The organism is Verrucomicrobiia bacterium, assembly GCA_023953615.1.
In the GTDB taxonomy this organism is placed as follows: domain Bacteria; phylum Verrucomicrobiota; class Verrucomicrobiia; order Limisphaerales; family JADLHS01; genus JADLHS01.
Map to the genome: position 1 here is coordinate 1,116,299 of JAMLJH010000002.1, position 20,823 is coordinate 1,137,121.

Here is a 20,823-nt window from a genome sequence, read left to right on the forward strand (position 1 = left end):
GGCGTCTGGGACTGGAGCGCGTGGCGACGATTGAAAATGGCACGCTCTCTTATTTACGCGCGGACGGCTTTCGCCCATGATGACGGCATGAGACCGTTACAGCGATGTGGGTGGCGCGCCGCCAGTTTTGCGGGATGGATCAGCCTGATTTTGTTCACAGCGATCGCCGCGCGCGCGGTTGAATTTCGTCGTCTGTCGGTGACCGAATACCGGAGCAAAATGACAGCCGGTTGGTTGGGACAAATGGCCGGGGTATCGTGGGGCGCGCCGACTGAGTTCAAGTGGGAGGACGCCATCATCCCCGCTGACAAAGTGCCGGAGTGGAAACCGACATTGATCAACGCGGCTTTTCCCCAGGACGATCTTTATGTGGAAATGACCTTTCTGCGCACCCTTGAACGGCACGGCTTGGAGGCTTCGATTCGACAGGTCGGGATTGATTTTGCCAACAGCGGTTATCCGCTCTGGTGCGCCAACAATGCGGGCAGGAACAATTTGCGCAAAGGCATTGCGCCGCCTGATTCCAGCCATCCCCAGTTCAACAAGTGCCCCAACGATATTGACTATCAGATTGAAGCGGACTTCTCCGGATTGATCGCACCGGGCCTGCCGCAGTTCGCGATCGAGTGTGGCGAGAAGTTCGGCCGGCTGATGAATTACGGCGACGGCATGTACGCCGGTCAGTTCATCGGCGCGTTGTATGCCGCCGCGTTTTTTGAAACGGAACCCGTCCAACTGATTGAAACCGCGCTGGCCGCCATTCCGCGCGATTGTCAGTACGCCGAAATGGTGCGCGACGTGGTCGCCTGGCATCAGGCGAATCCGGATGCGTGGGAAAAGACCTGGCAACTCTGTCAGCAGAAATACCGCGAAAATCCTGAGTATCAAAAAGCGTCCAATGGCGGGATTGATTGTAAGATCAACGGCGCTTACGTGTTGCTTGGGTTGCTCTACGGTCAGCGCGATTTTGATCGCACCATGGTCATTGCAATGCGCGCGGGTCAGGATTCCGATTGTAATCCTTCGAGCGCCGGAGGCGTTTTGTTCACCACTTATGGCGCGGGAAAAATACCGGCGCGTTTCACCAGCGCACTGGATGAATTGGAAGTCTTCAGCCACACCGAATACACCTTTCCCAAACTTCTGGCGGTCAGCGAGCAGTTGGCCCGACAGGTGATTCTGCGCGCGGGCGGAAAAATCGTCACGGAGAACGGCGAGGAAATTTTTCTGATTCCGGTGCAGTCGCCGCAACCGAGTCCGCTGGTGCTCAGTTGGTCGCCCGGCCCCATTGCCGACAGCCGGTTCACTCCAGAGGAAATGGCGCAGATCACGGCGCGGAATGTGCCCCGGGCCGTCACGCTGGCCGCCGGAGATATTTTACCGGGCTGGGAGGTGAATGATTGCGGCACGGACATGAATCCGGGTTTGCGTGAAGAATATGCGGGGCGAAACAATGTGCTGCTGACGCATCCACTGGATCGCGAGACCGGTTGCGTTTTGAGTCGGAAAGTGAATTTACCCGTCGACAAAAAGAGCACGCTGCGGATCACGGTGGCACACGACACCCGTGGCGACTTTGATCTGATCGTGCGCGTGAATGGTGAAGAATTGTTGCGCAAACCGGTTAGTTCGCAAACGACCACCGACGACCCGTGGCTGATGCAGGATGTGGATTTGTCGGGATTCGCCGGTCAGCAAGGAGTGAAAGTGGAGTTGATCAACCAGCCCAGCGACTGGTCCTACGAAGCGGCGTATTGGGCGGACTTACGAATCGTGAGCCGGTAATCTTGCGGCATCGGGAATGGCTGGCGGAACGGTACGCTCATGCTTTGATTGCAAATCTGCCAAGGTTTTTTTAGAACTCGCGCAGTAAGAGGACCGCGATACTTCCGATGGCCACGGATAACAACCAGATGAGCATCACGGTGGTGGTTTTACTTAAACCCAACCGCACGAGACGATGGGAGAGGTGATTGGTATCGCCAAGGTAAAAGGGCTTGCCGAGCCGCAGCCGGAGCATGACCACCCAGGCCAGATCGCCCAACGGGACCGCCAAAATAAACAGCGGCAGCAGCACCGCCAATGGTTGCGGATGCTGTTCGGAATGGAAATGCGGCAGAATCGCCATGATGGCCAGCAGATAACCAACCAGGTGACTGCCGGAATCCCCCAAAAAGGCGCGGGCCCGGGGGAAATTATGTGGCAGAAAACCCATCAGCGCCCCGACGGTGAGAAACGCCAGCAGTGCGACAAGGTATTGTCCGTGATACGCCGCAATACCTCCGAACCACGCCGCGCCGATCGCTCCCAGTCCGCCGCAGAGGCCATTCATGTTGTCCATGAAGTTGAAGGCGTTCACGATGGTTAACAGCCACAAGATTGTGATGACGTAGCTAAAGAGGGGGAGGGGAACGAACAGGGTGATGCGCACCCCCGCCGCTGCGACCCCGCCGGCAATGAGCAGTTGCGCGATGAATTTCGACGCGGGACGCAGTTCGATCCGGTCGTCGAGCAAGCCCACCACCGTCATGCCGATGGCGCCGAGCGCGATGGCCAGCAATTGTCCCGCGCGCTGTTCAAATCCATGTCCCAACGGTGCCGCGCTGGCCTCGCCAAGCCAGCCGAATTTCAGTATCGCAACGGCCACGATCAACGGGAGCAACAACGCGGTTAATACCGTCAAGCCGCCGGCAAGTGGCACGGGTTCAGCGTGGATCTTGCGCTGCCCCGGATCATCCAGAAAACCGTTCCGCCCGCACCAAATCCGCCAGATCGGCAGGGAGAAAAACGCGACGGCCCAGGCGCTGCAAAACGCTGCCAGATAGAGGTTGGAGGGAAACATCATTGGTTGGAGGCGCGCGCCAACTGCTCTTGATACAGGCGATAAATGGTTGCCACCATGAGTTTGACGGGAAAGCGCGCTTGCACCAACTGCCGACCGTTCTGCCCCAGTTCGTGACGCAACCGGGCATCGCGCATCAACTGAAGCAACTTCTCAACAACCGCGTCTTCCTGGCCGGTGCGGACCAGGAATCCAGTCTTTCCGTCCAAACAGATTTCATCAGCGCCGTCAAAATCATAAGCGATGACCGGCTTGCCGGCGGCCAGCGCCTGAGCCAGCGCGCGTCCCAACGCTTCCCGCCGTGACAGGTGAACGAGACAGTTCATGAGACCCACGTAGCGCGAAATTTCCGAGGGCGGGACCAAGCCGGTAAAAGTGACATTATCACTCAGGTAAAGCTGCCGCACTTGCGCCTCCAGTTTGGCGCGCAGCACGCCGTCGCCGACCAGCAGCAGATGGGCTTGCGGACAGTCTTTGATGAATTTGGCGAACACGCGCAACATTTCGTCGTGCCCTTTCAGCGGAAACAGCCGGCCGATTTTCCCCACCACAAACGCGTTGGGCGGAATGTGGAGTTGCGCCCGCAGCGCGGGGTCATTGGTCGCCGATAGGAATGGCTCGATATCAAAACCGCTCCAGATGCGTGTGTACATTTCTGGCCGGCCAATTCCCGCCGCCAGATAGCGCTTGGCCATGGCTTGGGCGGAAACGATGAAGTGCGTGGTGAATTTCGCCGCGTAACGTTCGGCGGCGGTAAAAATAAAATTCGCCAGCGCGCCTTGAAACGGGCCGAAGCTGGGGCCGTGAATGTGGTGAATGATCACCGGCACCCCTGCTCGCGCCGCCGCCAGGCGACCCAGGACTCCCGCCTTGCCGCTGTGCGTGTGAACGATGTCCGGCTTCTGCTCGCGCAATTGGTGAGTCAACTCCCGCCGGGCGCGCGCGTCTTGCCATGGCTGCACCGGGCGAATCAGCGAAGGTACCACCGTCAGCAAATCCGGAATGGAGGCCACCTGGGATTCGAGCGAACCTTCGGGGCCGGTGGTGGGACCGGAAATCAGGCGTACGGTTACATCCGGTTGGTTACGCAGACCGAGCACCGTGGCGACCGTATTTTCCTGGGCGCCGCCAACAATGAGTCGGGTGATGATGTGGGTGACGCGCATGGCGTCGTTAAGGCTTGGGCGCCGTTTTGGCGTCCGGCGCAGCGATGGCTTCGCCTTTCAGCTCGCGCAATCGTTGAGCGACCTCGATCGCTTCGGTCGTTCGCGCCGGTGCGTTCAGGAGGTAGTTTTCGTAATGTCGAATGGCCGCATTAGTGTCCTGGCGGCGGAAGGCGATCTCGCCCAGGCCATAGTCCACGGCGAACTCCTTCGGGAACTGGCGCTGCACGGTCTCGTAATCCTGTTGCGCGCCGTCCAAACGGTTGGCGTGTAATTGGGCAATGGCGCGATAGAGAATGGCGCGATAGTTGTTGGGCTCCACGGTCGAGGCGCGATCAAAGGACTCAATGGCCCCATCGTAATCCGACAGTTCGATGAGGAAACAACCGCGGTTGATGAGCCACGTCAGGTTGGTGGGAGCGAGTTGTACCAGGCGTTCGCTTAACGCCAGTGCGTTGGTGTAGCGGTGATTATCCGCATACACTTTGCAGGCCGCGCCCAGCAGGTTGAAGTTGTTGGGCGACTTGGCCAGATTTTCGTTGATGATCCGGTTGGCGGCGGCATCGTCGTTTTTCGCCAGATAAGCCGCCGCTTCGATGCAGAACAAATCCGTGAGATTGGTTCGAACGTCGGGAAGGCGATCCGCAATTTGACGCACTTCGTCCACCATCTTGATGGTTTCATCCGGCAGCCCGCGATTGAGATTCAGTTGGGCCAGCCACAAACGGCTGCCGATGTCATCCGCAACCAGGACGCGGGTGCGATCAAAATACTGCGCGGCTTGTCGAATCAAATTCCCTTGCACAAACACCATACCCTGTTGATAGGCCAGGCCGGGCAGATCATACGGGCCGAAGACCGTGAGCATCTGTTCCCAAGTGCGGGTTTCGCCAAAGATATCTGCAAATTCCTTGGGGATGGCCAGCGTCGGCGCCTCGCCGCGTTGGTGTTGGGCGTTGAACAGCAAATTACCGGAAGCCACGACATTGTCCGGATTCAGTTCTTCCGCCAGCGCAAACCACTTTGCGGCCTCGGGGTATTCGTTCAACCTTTGCAACTCGACGCCCCAGCGGACCAGGCTTCGGGAGCAGTACGAACCCAGGATGGATACGGATTGGTTTTGACGCGGCTTGAGTCCGATTTTTTTATACAGATTTTTGGGAAACTTGAGTCGTGGCTGCTGAGTGGTGGCGCGGGTCTCGGGCAGAATGGTGGTCAAAAACCCATGCTCGGCTTCAGTCCAAAACCGGTTGTTCCGAGTGACACATTCGGGCGAGAGCGGCGCGGCGAGCAGCGAACTGGTCTTATCCAGATGCAACAAACTGCCCAAACCGTTCGGCTCGGCGTGAAATGTTTCAAAGTAATAACCAAAGCTGGGATGCAGATACGCGATTTGATGATCCGCCGCCATCTGCATCATCGCCCGTAGCAATTTAATCTCGGGAATGGCGGCTTGGGGTTCAAGATCGTCAGGCACGATCCAGTCGGGATGTTTTTTATGCAAAAACTTTTGATAGTCCGATGAGGTCAACCATGCGGTGGTGACAAAAATATAGTCGGCGGCGCGCCGTTGCCGTGTCAGCCACTCCTGCACCATCCAGAGCCGGCGGGGATCATCGCTCAGAATCACGCCGTGTTCCGGGAGGTTGAATGCTTCCGCCGCCGCAAAGCGACTTTGCAAGGGACCGTTGGTCAACCGGATTTGCGGGAGATTGCGATCCAGCAATATGAGCGGCGTGACAATCAGCAGACCTAGCAATGCCGCCGCCACGCCCCATTGGACGCGGAGCGCACCCAGGGCGGGCCGCTTGACGCTCCGTCCGGGTTCATGAGCTTGCGAAACGACCAGGAGGTAACCGCTGTAATAACCGACGCTCAAAGCCGCCAGATAATACAGCGGCAGGAAGGCGAAGTTGCCGCCGGGGAAGGGGAGGCTTTTGCCGATCTCCCGCGGACTAAAATCGGGATCGAGAATCACCCACAAGCAGGCGAGCAGAATGGCGGTATGGCAGACGTGAAACGCGATGTTCGTGACAAATGAACCAACATGGCTGGCGTCACGGTGGGGCGCCCAGCGGATGGAGAGCAGAAATACCGGAACCACCGACGTGAGTGAGAGCAGCAGCAAGGTTTCGCGTGGAAGAGTGGTTAGCACCCAGCGTTGAGTGCCCAGGTTGCTGCGCAACAGTTCCCAGAAGGTCGCCGCAGTGCTGCCCGACCACGCACCAATGGCGGGTAATAGCAGATAAAAGGCGAGTCCCGCCAAACCGTAGAACAACATGCGGCTTAGAAAGCTGAACTTGAAAAACTCCAGTTTGCGCGTCCACACCAAGGCGCCGAGATAAATCGGGAAGCCGGCGATCATCACGGGATTATTGGTCAGCGCCAGTCCATAAACAAACGCGGCATGGAGCAGGCGCGCTTCCTTTTCATCGCGCCGATACTCGAGGAAACTGCGCAATACGTAAGCGAACAACAGTAGATCGAACATTTCGCCCGAACCGTTCGTACCGTATTCCCAGAAACTCAAGCCAAGCGCGCAAACCAGGGTTGCCAGCACCGGAGGCAGCCACGCGAACGGCAGCCCGGTCAATAACTCGCGCGTGCGCCCCAGCCGGAATTTCTGCATCGCGGTTCGATCATGCGGCAGCAATGCGACGGAGCGGGCCAGTTGCCCCAACGCCAGCGCCGCGCAGGCCACAGAAAAGAGGTTGAGGCATAAGGGAATCCAGGCGGCGGGCAGCCACCGGATGGGCAGGGTCACCAGATAATAAATCGGGGCCAGTACGTCGGGAGTATAACTCCAGCCAAGGGCGCGCACGCCGGCCGGCATTTGTTGCACCGAAGTCCAATCCGGTAGAAAAGACAGATGGCGGTTGACCGTGAGCAGGTAGCCTCCCGCCACCACGGCCGCCAGAGCCCACGGCAGCCAGCTCATCGTGTAATGCGCTGACGATTTCTTTTCGTGACCTGTTGTCATGCGATTACTCAGTTGAATTCATGTGGAATCACTTGGCAAGTATCGTTTAATCTGCCGCCCGCAGGTCCGCGACACATTCCACATGTTGCGTTTGCGGAAACATGTCCAATGGCGTGACCCGTCGCAGCTTAAAGACACCGTCCGCACCCAAAATGTTCAAGTCCCGCGCCATCGTGGCTGGGTGACAGGAAACGTAGAGGACTTGGGCGGGCCGCACGCTTCGCAGCAGTTCCAGCGTTGCTGGCTGACAACCTTTGCGAGGCGGATCAATCAGCACGGTGGTTGCCGGGGCGGAAAATCGCTCCACTAATTGCGGTAAAGCCTCCTCGACCCGCGCGGCAATAAATTCGCCGTTGGTCACCCCGCGTCGTTGCGCGTTGCGCCGCGCCGCCGCGATGGCCAGTTGATCACATTCCACGCCCACGAACGATTCCACCGCTCCGGCCAGTTCAATGCCAAAGAAGCCGACGCCGCAGTACAAATCCACCAAATGCCGGCTGCCGCCGGCGCGCAGCGTTTCGCGCACCACGCGCACCAGTTCCGGCAACAGGAAGAAATTGTTCTGGAAAAACGAATGAGCCGGCACCTCCCAATCCTCGGGTGGAATTCGCAGCACCACTTTGATCCCGCCCTTGGGGGGCGGATGCTGTCGCACGTAAGTGATCTGCTCGTTCAAGGCCGGTTCCGCAATTTTGCACGTCTCGATATCTTCCACCAATCCGCAATCCGCGCGGATGAAGCCGAGATTCAACTTCTGCTCGGGCTTGTTCCACTGACTGCGAATCATGATGCGATTGCGATAACCATACGGTTGCGGGCAGGGGATCACCGGCTCGATCAACTCCGGGGTGATGCCGCTGAGCCGCTGGAAGAGATCCGCGACCTGCTTATGTTTGAACCGCAGTTGCGCGGGATAATCAACGTGCTGATATTGGCAGCCGCCGCACGCGCCAAAGTAAGCACATTCCGGCTGAACCCGTTCGGGCGCCGCCGTGATGAGCCGCACCAATTTTGCGCGGCCAAAATGCTTTTTCAGCTCCAGGATTTCGACTTCGACCTGTTCGCCTGGAATGACGAAGAGGATGAACAGGACAAAGCCATTCAAACGCGCCACCCCTTCGCCGCCAAAGGCCAGGTCTTCAATTGTGACAATGTGTTTTTGTCCCACGGCCAGCGCGGGCGCTGCGGCTTCCACCATGTTCAACTCCAGCCTGACGGATCTGACCAGTCAGCCAAGCAATAAATCTGCTCCGACCGATTAGCCGCGCCCGCTGGCGACGAGACCGTGCCAAGCCCTTTCTGTGCGGTTGTGCGCAACTGAACAAAAAGTGGCGGAAGGAACTGGAATCGAGCGGGATTTGTCATTTCGACTACCTGTTACTACCACCGTTTTCACGCGGGAGTCAAGCATCCGGCATCACGCCGCCTCGCGCGAAATTCGGCCAGCCGCGAATTTTGAAGCAAGGCAGGCGGTTTATTCTTCGTGCCGGCAGGATGCCGGTGTTCTCAGGGCTGGCGGCGGCGCTGTAGCGGCGGTCTGTGACCGCCGTCATTCAAGCCACGCTCGTAGGGCGTGGCTACCGGCCGAACCTCCAGAATTATTACGGACACCCGTATCAGGAAGCAGTCGTGCGCTACGTGGTGGTGCTTGGAGTTTCAATGCCAGCGCCGCGCGATGCGCCAAGCGTCTCGCTGTCACACTTTCGGGTGGTTATCATGCCTACGGTTTCCGGTGTGTCAGGGGGCAATAATTTCCGCGCTTTTCATTTTTCCCGCCGCCGGGTTGGGGAACCCGGCCTACACCATCACATTCTGTAGGTCGTGTGCCTCCACGCGGCGCCGCAGCCCCGTTAGGGGCGAAATCTTTGTAGAAAACGTCCTCTAAAAAATAGAAAAGCTCCGTAGGAGCGACATCATCAGAATATGCCGCTCCTACGGAGCTTGCGGATTTTGTGCGGTGGACTCTATAAAGATGCCGCGCTTACGGCGCTGCGGAAATCAGCGCGCCGATTTCTACTTCGCAATTATTCCCGTCGCCGCGTGTGATTGAAAATATCAACGGCGCTCACCGGGCGTTTGGCTTCTTCGGCGGCAGTTCCCGGATAAAAGCCCAGGAGACTTCAGCGGTCTGGCCGTTGTCGTAGTGGACGAAGAAACCAGCCTGACACCAATCTTCAATTTCCAAATGGTCAAACCTGGCTTTGGGCGAAATTTTATTGGCCTTGCGGATGGTGGCGTGGGGTTCGAGGATGCACAAGCCATCGGCAAACTCGACATCGAAAGCGTCCTCCCAACTCAAGTAGCGGACGTTTTTCACCTTTGAGAATTTTCCTTTCCCAAACGGAACTTTGGCGTTGTGAATGGCAGTTTTCATAGTCGGCCTTCGCGCTGCAATTCGCGGATCAGCTCCAGAATCTTACGCTCGATTTTGGGAATGTCCATTGGTTGCATGGTTTCCAGATTCACCCGGGTAATCAATCTGCCGTTTTTGTCGAATACATGAACGTGCCGCGGTGAATGGTCGCCAATCCACCACATGAACATATACCCGCCCCGGCGGATTTTTCCCATAACTCAAAATGCGCTTCACTTCGCAATCATGCCCGTGTTGCGGGCGTAATTGAAGATGCCGCCGGCGTCCACCACGGGACGCACGTCGCCGAGTTGTTTGAACGAATATACTTTGCCGGTGGCCTGCACGGTCACAGTGGCTTTGTCCAAATCCACGGTCACGACGTCGCCGGTTTTGAGCACGTCGCAGAGGCGTTCGGTGATTTCGCAGGGATACAGTTCGCCGGTGGCGACGCAGTTGCGGAAGAAGATGCGCGCGAAACTTTCCGCCAGCACCACTTCACAATTCGCCGACCCCATCGCGATGGGCGCGTGTTCACGCGAACTGCCGCAGCCAAAATTTTTCCCCGCGACCACGATCGGATACTGGCTGTCCAGTTGCCCGGCTTCGACAAAGCGCGTGGGATAGAGTGAGTCCGGCAACCCGACCAGGGCGTAGCTGCCCAGCTTCTCGTATTCGTCGGGAATGGTCGGCACCAGGTTCAGGTATTGCGCGGGAATGATTTGATCGGTGTCTATGTTGTCGCGCACTACGTAAACGGGTCCGGTAAATACAGACTTACTCATGCCCGCAGTGTGGGGCGATTCCGGCACTTTTTCAAACAGATTTCAGTCGCTGAGTCGCCGTGCATCATGGTTTTCCCTGACAGGCGGTGCGCTTCCTTCTAACCTTGCCCCCGCCGAAGCGCAACATTTTGAGTCATGAAGCCTGCAAAATTAAAAATCAAGCGTGAGGGATTTTATGTCGGGCTGATGTCCGGCACCTCTGCGGATGGCATTGACGCCGTGGTGGCGAGAATTTCCCCGGTTGCGCCGCGACCTCGGGTGCAATTGGTGGCGCACGTATATCGCCGGTTCACGCCCCAGTTCCAACAACGGCTGTTGCGAGCGTGTTTGCACGGTCACGTGGCGGAAATTTGCGAATTGAACTTCGCGCTGGGCGAATTTTTCGCGCGCGCGGCGTTGGCCGTGATTCAGCGCGCGGGATTGCAACCCCAGCAAATCGAGGTGATTGGCTCGCACGGCCAGACGCTCCACCATCTGCCGCACGCCCAGTTTCCATCCACACTGCAAATCGGCGAACCGGGCGTCATTGCCGAGCGCACCGGGATCACGACGGTGGCCGATTTTCGGGTGCGCGACATGGCCGCCGGCGGGCAGGGCGCGCCGCTGGTGCCGTTTGCCGATTGGGTGTTGTTCACGCATCCAAACCATCCGCGCATCATCCAGAACATCGGCGGCATTGGGAATCTCACGTTTTTGCCGCCGCACGCCCGCCGCGAGGACATCATCGCGTTCGACACTGGTCCGGGCAATATGGTGATGGATGCGCTCGTTTCCCGGTTGACGCACGGGCAGCGCCGTTTTGATCAAGGAGGGCGTTGGGCGGCGCAGGGGAAGGTTTCTGCCGCGCTGTTGGAAACGTGTTTGGCGCATCCGTTTTTCCAACGACGTCCGCCCAAAACCACCGGACGCGAGGAATTTGGCGAACTGTTTTTAACCCCGTTGCTGGCGCAGGCGCGTCGTCGGCGTTTGTCCCCCGCAGACCTCGTCGCTACAGCTACTGAATTGACCGCCGTCAGCATCGCCACCGCGTACCGTCGGTTTATTTTTCCGAAAATCGAACCGCGCGCCCTGGCACGGCTCGAAGTCATCATTGGCGGTGGCGGCGCCCGGAACGCTACTCTGTTGCGCCGTTTGCAGACGCATTTGGGCGTGGGGAAAATTTTGCGCCACGAAGATTTTGGCATGGATAGCTCCGCCAAAGAGCCGTTGGCTTTTGCGTTGCTGGCGCACGCAACCATCCGTCAGCAACCCGGTAATGTACCCTCGGCAACCGGCGCACGTCGCGCGGTGGTGCTGGGCAAAATTGTGCCCGCCTGAACCGAAGCCCTCCGGCCAGTGGACCAACGATTATTTTACAATCGTCGGCCCCCCACATGTTTGAACAGACCTTCAAAAACCTGGACGACTTTCTCCATCAGAAAATCAGGCCACGCGATTTCATATTCTTGACGTTACGATTCTGGTGGAAAAAATCACCCGCATAATCAAGCGCACGAAAAATTCCACGGCCCGCTTACCATTCACGCTCATTCCGGGCGGCAAGGATGCCGCCCTCTACGTCAGGCAGAGATGCCTGACGCTACAATTTCTGTCCGATTTTTCAAACGGCGGCTACTCTCTGGTGAATGGATGCTCAAACCGACGCTCAATTGCTTCGCGCTTACGCCGCCCGGCGTTCCGAAGCCGCGTTCGCCGAACTCGTTCGACGGTACGTTGACCTCGTCCATTCCGCCGCGCGCCGCATGGTTGGTGACGTACACCTCGCCGAGGACGTAACCCAAGCCACCTTCCTCGCACTGGCCAAAAACGCCGCCCAACTCACGAATTGTGCGGTGTTGGCCGGATGGTTGCATCGCACCGCGCAAAACATTGCTGCTCAAACCATCCGCACCGACGTACGCCGCCGTGTTCGCGAACAGGAGGCCGCCACCATGAATGAACTGATCGCTCCAACGCCCGAAGCCGATTGGGAACAGATCGCCCCGCACCTCGATGCCGCGCTCGGCGAACTGACCGAACCGGATCGCGATGCGATTCTCCTCCGCTATTTCGAGCGCAAGTCCGCCAGGGAAATGGCCGCGCAACTCGGCATCAGCGACGAAGCCGCACAAAAACGCGTGAGTCGCGCCGTGGAACGACTGCGTGAATTTCTGGCCAAACGCGGCGTCACCGTCGGCGCGAGCGGACTCGCGGTCGTCATTTCCGCCCACGCCGTGCAAGCCGCACCCGCAGGTCTCGCTCTCACCATCACCACGGCTGCCACTTTGACGGGAGCAACGCTTGCCACCACCGCAACGGTCACCACTACGAAAGCCATCGCCATGACTGCACTTCAGAAAGCCATCGTCACCACTACCATAGCCATCCTCGCTGGAGTGGGAATTCACGAAGCTCGCCAAAACTCAAAACTGCGCGAACAAAATCAACAACGGCAAGGGCTGCTGCACGAGCAGATTCAACGAATCGATGCCGCATTGATGGATGCAACCAACAGACTCGCCAATTTACGCGATGAAAACGCGCGCTTGAGCCGCAATGCAGATGAATTACTCAGATTGCGAGGTGAAATTGGCACGCTCCGCCGGTCGCTCCGGGAAGCTGAAAATGACGGAGAAAATCTGCGGCTTCGGCAGGAGGTCAGCCAACTTGAGGCTATGTGGAACAACTGGACAAATAGCACATATTTCAACAATCCGTACTTTCAGCGCGATGAATGGGTGGAAAGGGGGACGGCAGAACCAATTAACACTTTGCAGACCATGCTGTCGGCCATAAAGCAACGCGATGATCAGAGGCTCGCTCAATTGGTATCTGGAAGCGATGAAACTCAGTTACTCGATTCCATACTCCTCCCCAAACGGGTATGGGATAAAGTCATCGGAGTTCAAATCGTGGACATTAACATCATGACCAGCGACGGTCAGGATTCAAAAGCGGTGATCGGAACAGTCTTGCAGAAGCAAAGATCACCATCAGAATCTCCCGGCGCTCCCTATGACAACTCAGCCCTTGAAGCATACCGAAACTCAGAACAGTCCATACGCCGCTGGTTTTTTGTAAAAACAAATGGCCAGTGGCTGATCACAGGTAGTGGCTGATTCCGAGATTGTGCCGCAAACGGCGGGCGGCGGGTATTTCGCAACCGCAGGTGTAGCGGCGGGCATCCGTGCCTGCCGTAGAGCCGGGCTTCCCAGCCCGGCGGAAAAAAACTCTCGCATCATCAAGCGTGTGGAAAAACTCCAAGCGCCCCGCACCAGCCACCATTCTGTCCGGGCGGCAAGGATGCCGCCCTCTACGTCAGGCAGGGATGCCTGGCGCTACTCTGGGCTTGCCTGCTGCCACACGCGACAGCAATTTGTCGCCATGCCCGACGCCGACCCGCCAAAAGATTTCCCGTTCTCAAATCCGTTGGTGGCTGGTTTGCATTTTCGCGGAAAACTGCCGCATTTGAAAAATGAAGAGGCGGTTTATTTCGTTACGTTTCGTCTGGCGGATTCCCTGCCCGCTCACGAAGTCGTTCGGTTGAAGCACGAACGCAAAGTCATTCTCGAACAAGCCCGCGCCGCCAAGAGTCCTTTGACGTGGCATGAAGAACAGCAACCCCTGGCTTGGTATTGCGACAAAGTGGAAGCGTTACTCGACGCCGGGCATGGCACGTGTTGGTTGAGCAAACCGGAAATTGCCGATCTCGTCGCCGCAGCCCTAAAACATTTTGCCGGCCCCCGCTATGAACTGCGCGCGTGGGTCGTGATGCCCAATCACGTTCACGCCGTCGTCTGGCCGCTGCCGGGACATACGTTGAGCGACATCCTGCATAGCTGGAAATCATTCACGAGCAGCAAGGCGAGCCAGTTGTTGCACCGCAAGCATCAGGAATTCTGGCAGACCGAATCATTTGATCACTGGATTCGGGACGATGAAGAACATGCGCGACTGGTGGCTTACGTGGAAAACAATCCAGTCAAGGCGCGCCTCTGCAAAGCGCCGGGGGATTGGAAGTGGAGTAGTGCGAGTAGCCGGCAAGCGGTGTAGCGGCGGGCATCCTTGCCTGCCGTAGAGCCGAGCTTCCCAGCCCGGCGGAAAAAACGGCCCGCATCATCAAGCGTGTGGAAAAACTCCACGGCCTCCTTACCACCCACGCTCATTCCGGGCGTCAAAGATGCCGCCCTCTACGTCAGGCAGGGATGCCTGACGCTACATGATTCTCTTGTTGTGCGCCGCCGCTACGGCACCAATTGCTGACGCGCTCCCGGTGCAAACCCGAGAGCGCAGCGGGCGGAAATCGGAGGCCATTTTGCGGGAGCACACCGAATGGCTCGGTTGCGGCACGACCGCTAAATTGGTGCGCGATGAAACCCATCATCAATCAACCACTGAACGCGCCCGCCGCCGCGAGTTGCGACACGGAATTTTTAAGTCGCCAAGCGACGAAGGTCATCATCCAGGACAGCGCGACGCGCCGTTACCTGACGGCGACCGACCTCTGGACGCCGCAACCGGAGGCGGCCCGGGCGTTTCGTTCTGGATCGGCAGCGGTGGAGCATGTGACGCAGAAAGGGTTGAAGCACGTGAATCTGGTGCTGATTCGCGCCATCACTGTAAGCGAGGTCATTCCCATTCAAGATTACGCCGCCGCACGGTCGTGAGTAATTGATCAGAAATTCCCAATTCACGTGCAGAGGCCATGAGTCGGGTGCGTGAACGTGGCTGATTTCGACACCGGACGGAAACACCCGTTGGCGGATGCCGTTTGGTCCCCAGTTGGCGAAGACAAAAGCGTCAGGTGGACGCTTGGAGCACAGCGGCTACCAGGCCGGTGGCGGTGTGTTCTTTGGCTTCGGCATGGGGCGTCAAGCCCAGTCGTTGCAATGCTTTGGTGGTTTCCGGTCCAATGCTGGCCAGCCGGGTGGTGGAAAATTTTTGCGTCAGTTCCACGAGATTGAAGCGCGCATGAAAGTGTTCCACTGTCGAGCCGCTGGTGAACGTGATCCAATCCGCGCCCGCCTCGCGTAGTCGGGCTTCCGCCACGGGAAAGCTCTGCGTTTCCGCGACGGTGGCGTACACGGGAATATCGTCCACAATCGCGCCCAGTTCCTGCAACGCCTGCGGTAATTCGGGATTGGCTTGCTCGGCGCGGAAGAGGCAGAGCTTCACGTTTTCGATGGCTTGAAACTTGGCGAATTCTTTCGCGATCTCGATGCCGACGGCCCTGGCGGGCATCAAGTCCACTTCCAGATGCAGTTCGCGTAGTTTGGCCGCCGTGCCCGGGCCAACAGCCGCCAGTCGCGCGCCGCCAAGTTCGCGCAGGTCCGGGTGCATTTTGAAAAAGTAGTCAAAGAAAACGCGGACGCCGTTGGGGCTGGTGAACACGAGCCAATCGTAAGAACCCAGCTCCAACAAGGCATCGGCAACCAGATGCTTCTGCGTGGGGGGAACGATTTTGATGCAGGGGATTTCCAACACTTCAGCGCCGAGTTCGGTGAAGCGACGGGAAAGTTCGGCTGCCTGATTCTTTGCGCGCGTCACCACGATGCGTTGACCGAACAGTTTCCGGGCTTCAAACCAGTTGAGTTTGTCGCGCAGTTTGACGACGTCGCCGATGACGGTGACGGTGGGTGGCGGCAGTTTGATTTTCGCGGCGTCCGTGGCGATTTGGGCGAGGGTGCTGGTGAGGGATTGTTGTCGTCCGGTTGTGCCCCAACTGATCATGGCCACCGGGGTGTGGGGATTCATGCCGTTGGCGATCAGCGTGGCCGCAATGGGGCCGATGCGTTCCGTGCCCATCATCACCACTTTGGTGCCGGGATTTTTCGCTTCCGCGGCCCAGTTCACCGCCGGATCGGGAGTGGAGGGATCATCGTGACCCGTCAGAATGGTGAGTTGCGAACAGTGATCGCGATGCGTCAGCGGCACGCCACCGTAATTGGGCACGGCGGCAAAAGCGGAAATCCCGGGTACCACTTCAAAGGGAATCCCCGCTTCGTGCAGCCGTTCCGCCTCCTCACCGCCGCGACCAAACACATACGGGTCGCCGCCTTTGAGCCGGACCACCATTTTACCGGCGCGCGCTTCGGCAATGAGTTGGTCAATCACGTCGCCGCGATTGTCATAAACGGTTTTCGCCCGGCGTCCGCCGAAAATGATGGCGGCCGATTCCGGCGCGTGCTGGAGCAGGGCGAGATTGACGAGCGCATCGTAGATGACGACATCCGCCCGGCGCAACAATTCCACGCCGCGTAAAGTGATCAAACCAGTATCGCCCGGCCCCGCGCCAACCAGATAAACCATGCCACGTTCATTCATTCGGGCGCAGGGTAGCGAAACGCGCGGGGATGGGTAAAGCTCAGGCGATTGGCTCAGGCGATTGGTTGAGCGGGCGTTTGGTTGCAAGCAACCGACGTTACGCGGAGCGCCGCAGAACTTTTTGCAGGAGCAGGGTGAGCCAGGTACCGGCCACAAACGGGAAGGTCAGCGCGCCACCGACGCCATTCAGAAACGGGTAAGCGACGAGGAACTGGTTGATGCCGATCGTTAGAAGGGATCCGATTAAAACCCACAACCCGTCTTTGGCGCGCGGTCCCGAAAAGACGATGGCGGTCAGAATCGGGTTGAAGCCGAACAGTCCCAATTGAACGGAGGCGAACGGCGAGCCGAGTAGCACCGCGACAATGGCCCCGAGCAGCGATGCGCCCAGACCATACAAGGCCGCGATGGGGTGACTGATCAATACGCCTGTGAAAAACAACAGGCCTGACAGAAAATGAACTTGGAAAACCACCTGCCCGTAGCCATTGGTGGCGGTCAAAAGACGGTCGCTCCAACCCGGCCAGCCGGTCAGCGGGGCAGAAACGCCGGGCGGCAGATTGACCCATTGGGCAAGACCGAAAATAATTCCCCACGTAATCACGATGAAAGGAAACGTGTAGGCCGGAATTTTTCGTTGGATAAAACATTGCTGCACCCAGGCCGCCAGCGCCGCGCCAATAATAATGGCGATCCAGGCCGCCGTCGTGCTGCCGAACCGAACGAGCAAGGCGACTCCAGTCAACGCCGGGCTGAAGCCATACAGGCCGGCGTTGGTTTCCGGTGCCGGCCATTTTAAGGCGCGGGCCAGAAGTGTGCCGGTGGTGGCGGCGACCATTGCGGCCAGCGCAAAACGCCAGTTGCCCACCAATAACCCCGCGATGATGAACAGTCCGGTCCAGCGATTGGGCTGCAACAGAATTTGACCAAAGCCTTTCAACACTTGATCCACGAAATTTGACGGCTCGCAGGTATCGGGCGGAATGGCGGTAGTCTGACTCATGCGGTAACGAACTTCACAACAGAGAGTGAGCGGGTCGGCTGGTAAAAGTAAAGTGCGTCGGGCTGTTAATCCACTTTTGCAGCATCAACGCGATGGATGATTTACCCTTCTGTGTGGTCATCAAACCGCTGCGGAGAGGGGTTCCGCTGCGGAACCGACGGACTGTAATTTTATTTTCTGAGTCCATGATTTCGATCCTGAGCGACAAATTCGTGACGCGACGTAAAATCTTGGCGGGGGTCTGTTGGTCGGACTGGACAAGGCCCGTCAGTCTTAAGGCGGTGACCGGAAGATTTGTTGGTCCGCTTAAAACACCGCTTGTTTTATCGAAGTTCGTCGCGTAATTCTGTGCGCGCTGCGCCGGATGAATAATACACTGATTGTCATACCGACCTATAACGAGCGGGAGAACCTGCCGCGCATGGTCGCCAAATTATTGAGCCTGCCCGTGCCGGTGGATTTGTTGGTGGTGGATGATAATTCGCCGGACGGTACGGGGACGCTGGCGGATGGACTCGCCGCGAAACATCCGGAGGTGCGAGTATTGCATCGGAAGGAGAAGAGCGGGTTGGGTCGCGCGTATCTGGCGGGCTTCCATTGGGCTTTGGAGCACGATTACGAGTTTATCTTCGAGATGGACGGGGATTTTTCTCACAACCCGGATGACATCCCGGCTTTTCTCGAAGCGGCGCGCGACGCGGATTTGGTTCTCGGTTCGCGTTACTTGAATGGCATTCGCGTCATCAACTGGCCGCTGAGCCGGTTGATGCTCAGCAAGGGGGCGGCGTTCTACGTTCGTTTCATCACCGGCATGCCCTTCACCGATCCCACGGGCGGCTACAAGTGTTTCCGGCGCCAGGCTTTGATCGCGCTCAAATTGTCCGAGGTGCAATCGAACGGTTACAGTTTCCAGATTGAACTGACGCACCGGCTGTGGCGGCGCGGCTTTCGTGTGGTGGAAGTGCCGATTATTTTTACCGAACGCGCGGAGGGAAATTCCAAAATGGCCGGAAACATCGTCAGCGAGGCGTTGTTGATGGTTTGGAAATTATTTTTCCAAAACGGATGTCGGCGGCGACCGCGTCCGGAGCGCCGGCCGTGATCGGGGCGCGGCGCGCCACTTATTCCGTCAGACGTTTCATCTCTTCATGCAGCTTTTGCAGCAAGGGGTCCTGCGCCGCTTCCAACAGCCGTTGATTGGCCAATCTTAAATTACTGGCCGCTACTTCGTTGTCTTTTCGATACAGATAGAGCGAGCGCTCCAGCCAGGGCCGCGCGTTGGCGTATTCGCCGCTTTCCACGAAATGCCGGCCAATCAACGCGGAAGTGAAATAGCCATTCGGGTCCACGGCATTCGCCTTGAAGAACAAGGGGGCGGCTCCATCGTGTTTTCCCAGAAAGTCCAGCACCATGCCCCAGCCGGTGTAGTTGTAATTGTTGTACGGATTGTCAGCGATGCCGAGTTGATACCAGCGCACCGATTGTTGCGCGAGTTCGAGGTGCGCGCTTTCTCCCAAGAAACTGTGCCCGCGATAAATATCCCCGAGCCGCTGCGCCGTGAGGTAATTATCCGGCTCGATTTCGTAAGCGTGCTCCAAGGCCCGGGCTTGTTCCAGCGAGTTGGTTTTCAATTGCGCCGCCTCCCGCAGGCGCAGGCTCTCACGTCCCAGGCGAAAACTTTGCTGGCCGAGATAGAGAATTGATGCGCCGAGCAGCAGGGTGATGACGAGTTGGGTGGGCCAGCGAAGCGAATACCAATGGCGCTCGGTGGCGAAACGATAATGACTGCTTAACAGGGCGACCAGCGTCGTCGCTATGATGGCGTTGGCGGGAATGTGCAGATTGAAGTCCATCACGGAGTGAAACGCGAGCGCGATCAGCCCAATGGTCGCGCCCAGCACGAACGCAAATTTGTCGCTTTGACTGGAGGAAAAAACGCCGCCGTCGCGCTGTACCTTGCGCCAGATTGAAACGATCCCGAAAATGAACAATCCCAATCCAATCGCGACCACCGCCGCACCCACGACGCCCCAGTCCGTCAGCAGATTCAGGTAATCGTTGTGAACGCGTTCCGGCTGTAACTGGGTCGTGGAGGCTCGATACGCACGGAAGCGCAAATCGTAATGCGCCGGACCAACGCCCCACCACGGGTGATCTTGCCACATGCGTCCCGCGGCCTTCCACAAATCGGCGCGCGTATCCAGTTCCAGTTGGCCGGACTGCATGGCCAGGTTGATGCGACGCTGGAAAAAGTCGGTCTTCTTGGCGACCACGATTCCACCCGCGAGCAGCGCCACGAGCAAGCCGACGGCCGGCCAGCGGAAGGAGCGGTGACTCAACAACAGCAGGGTCAGCACAAGCATGGCGAGCGCGGCGGAAATCCAGCCGGCGCGTGACGCCGTCACCACGATGCCGGCGAGCATCGTCAACGTGGCGTAGCCGACGAGAATCTTGGTCAGGGCCTTGCCGCGTCCGACCAACGTGTAAGTCACGCCGAGCGGCAGGAGCATTTCCAGAAACCCGGCCAGATGGTTCGGACAAATATACGTGCCGCTCCCTCTGCCGACGTAGCCCGAGTGAAAACCCCAGACGTTATCCGATTTGGTCGCGAATTGAAAAACGGCGTAGAACGAAATGGCCGTGGCCAGCCCCAGCCAGGTAAAGCTGATGATTTGCGTGGATTCCTGGCGATGCAGATTGTTCACGATCAGAAAGAACAGCACCGCGTAAGTCAGGATTCGCAACAGCTCCTGCCGCGCGACGTATTCCACATCGCTGGTCAGGTAACGGCCCACCGCGTAGGCCGTGAAGGCCAGCACCACCCAACTCAGCGGCGGGAAAAGGATTTGCGGACGTTCGCTCAACCAGCAGCGCGCCAGCCACAACAACGCCGCCCCCGCCGTGAGCGCTTGCACCACCACCATGTCTTGAAGTCGGGCGGCGCCAAACGCCAGCGGACTGAAGACCAGGATCAGCAGCACCATCGCGAGGATGCCGCGCTCGCACCATTGATCAAGGGTTTCCCGAAGCATATTGACGCCAAACGTATCTCGACTCAGTTAAACGCGTCCGGCAGACAGCGCGGAATCAGATGTGGCGCGGGACGTTCCCATCCCGGTTGCCATTCTGAAATTGATGTGGTTTTGCTTAACAGCACCTTGCGCCCTCGGGCGGCTGATTTGGTTTGGCGGGTGAGGTCAATGATCACAGCGTGCTATGAAGACTGCCCGGATCGGTTTCCGCCGTAAAGTTCATTTCTCACCCCCTCAGCTGCAGATACCCATCCAGTCGGAACGGTGGTCGGTTCGGAGTGTCTCGGCCGATGAAACTGCGCCTCGTCGTTTGCCGCGACAGATTTTGAAGCCATCATCTCGATGCACGAAGTTACTCCTGG

General features: G+C 58.1%; 17 protein-coding genes. 6 read left to right on the plus strand and 11 right to left on the minus strand.

All coding sequences use genetic code 11. From position 1 onward, the window contains the following. The first annotated feature begins 36 nt into the window (after positions 1 to 36). Positions 37 to 1,785 carry an ADP-ribosylglycohydrolase family protein gene (locus tag M9920_15045; protein MCO5053594.1) on the plus strand — a complete coding sequence of 583 codons (1,749 nt, stop codon included), beginning with the start codon at positions 37 to 39 and terminating at the stop codon, positions 1,783 to 1,785. Positions 1,786 to 1,855: 70 nt separating this feature from the next. Here M9920_15045 and M9920_15050 read toward each other — a convergent pair whose 3' ends face one another. The 7 genes from M9920_15050 to M9920_15080 all read right to left on the minus strand — a co-directional run bounded on the left by M9920_15050 (position 1,856) and on the right by M9920_15080 (position 10,123). Continuing rightward, positions 1,856 to 2,845: an undecaprenyl/decaprenyl-phosphate alpha-N-acetylglucosaminyl 1-phosphate transferase gene (locus M9920_15050; protein MCO5053595.1), complete on the minus strand. Its 990-nt coding sequence runs from the start codon at positions 2,843 to 2,845 to the stop codon at positions 1,856 to 1,858. Next, entirely contained in the window at positions 2,842 to 4,008 is a 1,167-nt protein-coding gene (locus M9920_15055) for a glycosyltransferase family 4 protein (GenBank protein MCO5053596.1), read from the minus strand. Before M9920_15055 ends, M9920_15050 begins: the two co-directional genes overlap by 4 nt. Before the next feature lie 7 nt (positions 4,009 to 4,015). Then, on the minus strand, positions 4,016 to 6,985 hold the full coding sequence (locus M9920_15060) for a tetratricopeptide repeat protein (GenBank protein ID MCO5053597.1): 2,970 nt from the start codon (positions 6,983 to 6,985) through the stop codon (positions 4,016 to 4,018). 46 nt (positions 6,986 to 7,031) lie between these two features. Then, positions 7,032 to 8,183: a class I SAM-dependent RNA methyltransferase gene (locus M9920_15065; protein ID MCO5053598.1), complete on the minus strand. Its 1,152-nt coding sequence runs from the start codon at positions 8,181 to 8,183 to the stop codon at positions 7,032 to 7,034. Between the two features lie 867 nt (positions 8,184 to 9,050). Continuing rightward, positions 9,051 to 9,359: a hypothetical protein gene (locus M9920_15070; GenBank protein MCO5053599.1), complete on the minus strand. Its 309-nt coding sequence runs from the start codon at positions 9,357 to 9,359 to the stop codon at positions 9,051 to 9,053. Continuing rightward, positions 9,356 to 9,556: a DUF4160 domain-containing protein gene (locus tag M9920_15075; GenBank protein ID MCO5053600.1), complete on the minus strand. Its 201-nt coding sequence runs from the start codon at positions 9,554 to 9,556 to the stop codon at positions 9,356 to 9,358. Before M9920_15075 ends, M9920_15070 begins: the two co-directional genes overlap by 4 nt. A 15-nt stretch (positions 9,557 to 9,571) precedes the next feature. Next, entirely contained in the window at positions 9,572 to 10,123 is a 552-nt protein-coding gene (locus tag M9920_15080) for a 3-isopropylmalate dehydratase (protein ID MCO5053601.1), read from the minus strand. A 135-nt stretch (positions 10,124 to 10,258) separates the two neighbouring features. Between M9920_15080 and M9920_15085 the strand changes: the two genes are divergently transcribed. Next, a complete protein-coding gene (locus M9920_15085) occupies positions 10,259 to 11,440 on the plus strand; it encodes an anhydro-N-acetylmuramic acid kinase (protein MCO5053602.1) in 1,182 nt (393 codons plus the stop codon). A 242-nt stretch (positions 11,441 to 11,682) separates the two neighbouring features. Here M9920_15085 and M9920_15090 read toward each other — a convergent pair whose 3' ends face one another. Next, the gene (locus tag M9920_15090) at positions 11,683 to 11,976 is read right to left on the minus strand and encodes a hypothetical protein (GenBank protein MCO5053603.1); all 294 of its coding nucleotides are present in this window, start codon (positions 11,974 to 11,976) and stop codon (positions 11,683 to 11,685) included. Here M9920_15090 and M9920_15095 point away from each other — a divergent pair. The 3 genes from M9920_15095 (at position 11,866) to M9920_15105 (ending at position 14,769) form a co-directional block, all read left to right on the plus strand. Further along, the gene (locus M9920_15095) at positions 11,866 to 13,221 is read left to right on the plus strand and encodes an RNA polymerase sigma factor (protein MCO5053604.1); all 1,356 of its coding nucleotides are present in this window, start codon (positions 11,866 to 11,868) and stop codon (positions 13,219 to 13,221) included. The genes M9920_15090 and M9920_15095 overlap by 111 nt on opposite strands. Positions 13,222 to 13,486: 265 nt before the next feature. Beyond that, positions 13,487 to 14,155, plus strand: a complete 669-nt coding sequence (locus M9920_15100; protein MCO5053605.1) for a transposase — start codon at positions 13,487 to 13,489, stop codon at positions 14,153 to 14,155. A 317-nt stretch (positions 14,156 to 14,472) separates the two neighbouring features. Then, positions 14,473 to 14,769, plus strand: coding sequence for a hypothetical protein (locus M9920_15105; GenBank protein MCO5053606.1), 297 nt, complete (start codon positions 14,473 to 14,475; stop codon positions 14,767 to 14,769). Between the two features lie 133 nt (positions 14,770 to 14,902). On the opposite strand, the gene cobA is transcribed toward M9920_15105, so the two are convergent. After that, positions 14,903 to 16,426 carry a uroporphyrinogen-III C-methyltransferase gene (gene cobA, locus M9920_15110; protein MCO5053607.1) on the minus strand — a complete coding sequence of 508 codons (1,524 nt, stop codon included), beginning with the start codon at positions 16,424 to 16,426 and terminating at the stop codon, positions 14,903 to 14,905. A 97-nt stretch (positions 16,427 to 16,523) separates the two neighbouring features. Then, entirely contained in the window at positions 16,524 to 17,429 is a 906-nt protein-coding gene (locus M9920_15115) for an urea transporter (GenBank protein MCO5053608.1), read from the minus strand. Positions 17,430 to 17,793: 364 nt separating this feature from the next. Here M9920_15115 and M9920_15120 point away from each other — a divergent pair, with 364 nt between their 5' ends. Beyond that, positions 17,794 to 18,531 carry a polyprenol monophosphomannose synthase gene (locus M9920_15120; protein MCO5053609.1) on the plus strand — a complete coding sequence of 246 codons (738 nt, stop codon included), beginning with the start codon at positions 17,794 to 17,796 and terminating at the stop codon, positions 18,529 to 18,531. Positions 18,532 to 18,550: 19 nt separating this feature from the next. Here the strand turns inward: M9920_15120 and M9920_15125 are convergent, their stop codons facing one another. Further along, complete coding sequence (locus M9920_15125) at positions 18,551 to 20,461, minus strand: O-antigen ligase family protein (GenBank protein MCO5053610.1); 1,911 nt, start codon at positions 20,459 to 20,461, stop codon at positions 18,551 to 18,553. Between the last annotated feature and the right edge of the window lie 362 nt (positions 20,462 to 20,823).

What these genes read in the sequence shown, in the direction of transcription:
- M9920_15045 (MCO5053594.1), top strand. Translation starts at nt 37, where the DNA reads ATGGCACGCTCTCTTATTTACGCGCGGACGGCTTTCGCCCATGATGAC.
- M9920_15050 (MCO5053595.1), bottom strand. Translation starts at nt 2,845, where the DNA reads ATGATGTTTCCCTCCAACCTCTATCTGGCAGCGTTTTGCAGCGCCTGG.
- M9920_15055 (MCO5053596.1), bottom strand. Translation starts at nt 4,008, where the DNA reads ATGCGCGTCACCCACATCATCACCCGACTCATTGTTGGCGGCGCCCAG.
- M9920_15060 (MCO5053597.1), bottom strand. Translation starts at nt 6,985, where the DNA reads ATGACAACAGGTCACGAAAAGAAATCGTCAGCGCATTACACGATGAGC.
- M9920_15065 (MCO5053598.1), bottom strand. Translation starts at nt 8,183, where the DNA reads ATGGTGGAAGCCGCAGCGCCCGCGCTGGCCGTGGGACAAAAACACATT.
- M9920_15070 (MCO5053599.1), bottom strand. Translation starts at nt 9,359, where the DNA reads ATGAAAACTGCCATTCACAACGCCAAAGTTCCGTTTGGGAAAGGAAAA.
- M9920_15075 (MCO5053600.1), bottom strand. Translation starts at nt 9,556, where the DNA reads ATGGGAAAAATCCGCCGGGGCGGGTATATGTTCATGTGGTGGATTGGC.
- M9920_15080 (MCO5053601.1), bottom strand. Translation starts at nt 10,123, where the DNA reads ATGAGTAAGTCTGTATTTACCGGACCCGTTTACGTAGTGCGCGACAAC.
- M9920_15085 (MCO5053602.1), top strand. Translation starts at nt 10,259, where the DNA reads ATGAAGCCTGCAAAATTAAAAATCAAGCGTGAGGGATTTTATGTCGGG.
- M9920_15095 (MCO5053604.1), top strand. Translation starts at nt 11,866, where the DNA reads ATGGTTGGTGACGTACACCTCGCCGAGGACGTAACCCAAGCCACCTTC.
- M9920_15090 (MCO5053603.1), bottom strand. Translation starts at nt 11,976, where the DNA reads ATGCAACCATCCGGCCAACACCGCACAATTCGTGAGTTGGGCGGCGTT.
- M9920_15100 (MCO5053605.1), top strand. Translation starts at nt 13,487, where the DNA reads ATGCCCGACGCCGACCCGCCAAAAGATTTCCCGTTCTCAAATCCGTTG.
- M9920_15105 (MCO5053606.1), top strand. Translation starts at nt 14,473, where the DNA reads ATGAAACCCATCATCAATCAACCACTGAACGCGCCCGCCGCCGCGAGT.
- cobA (MCO5053607.1), bottom strand. Translation starts at nt 16,426, where the DNA reads ATGAATGAACGTGGCATGGTTTATCTGGTTGGCGCGGGGCCGGGCGAT.
- M9920_15115 (MCO5053608.1), bottom strand. Translation starts at nt 17,429, where the DNA reads ATGAGTCAGACTACCGCCATTCCGCCCGATACCTGCGAGCCGTCAAAT.
- M9920_15120 (MCO5053609.1), top strand. Translation starts at nt 17,794, where the DNA reads ATGAATAATACACTGATTGTCATACCGACCTATAACGAGCGGGAGAAC.
- M9920_15125 (MCO5053610.1), bottom strand. Translation starts at nt 20,461, where the DNA reads ATGCTTCGGGAAACCCTTGATCAATGGTGCGAGCGCGGCATCCTCGCG.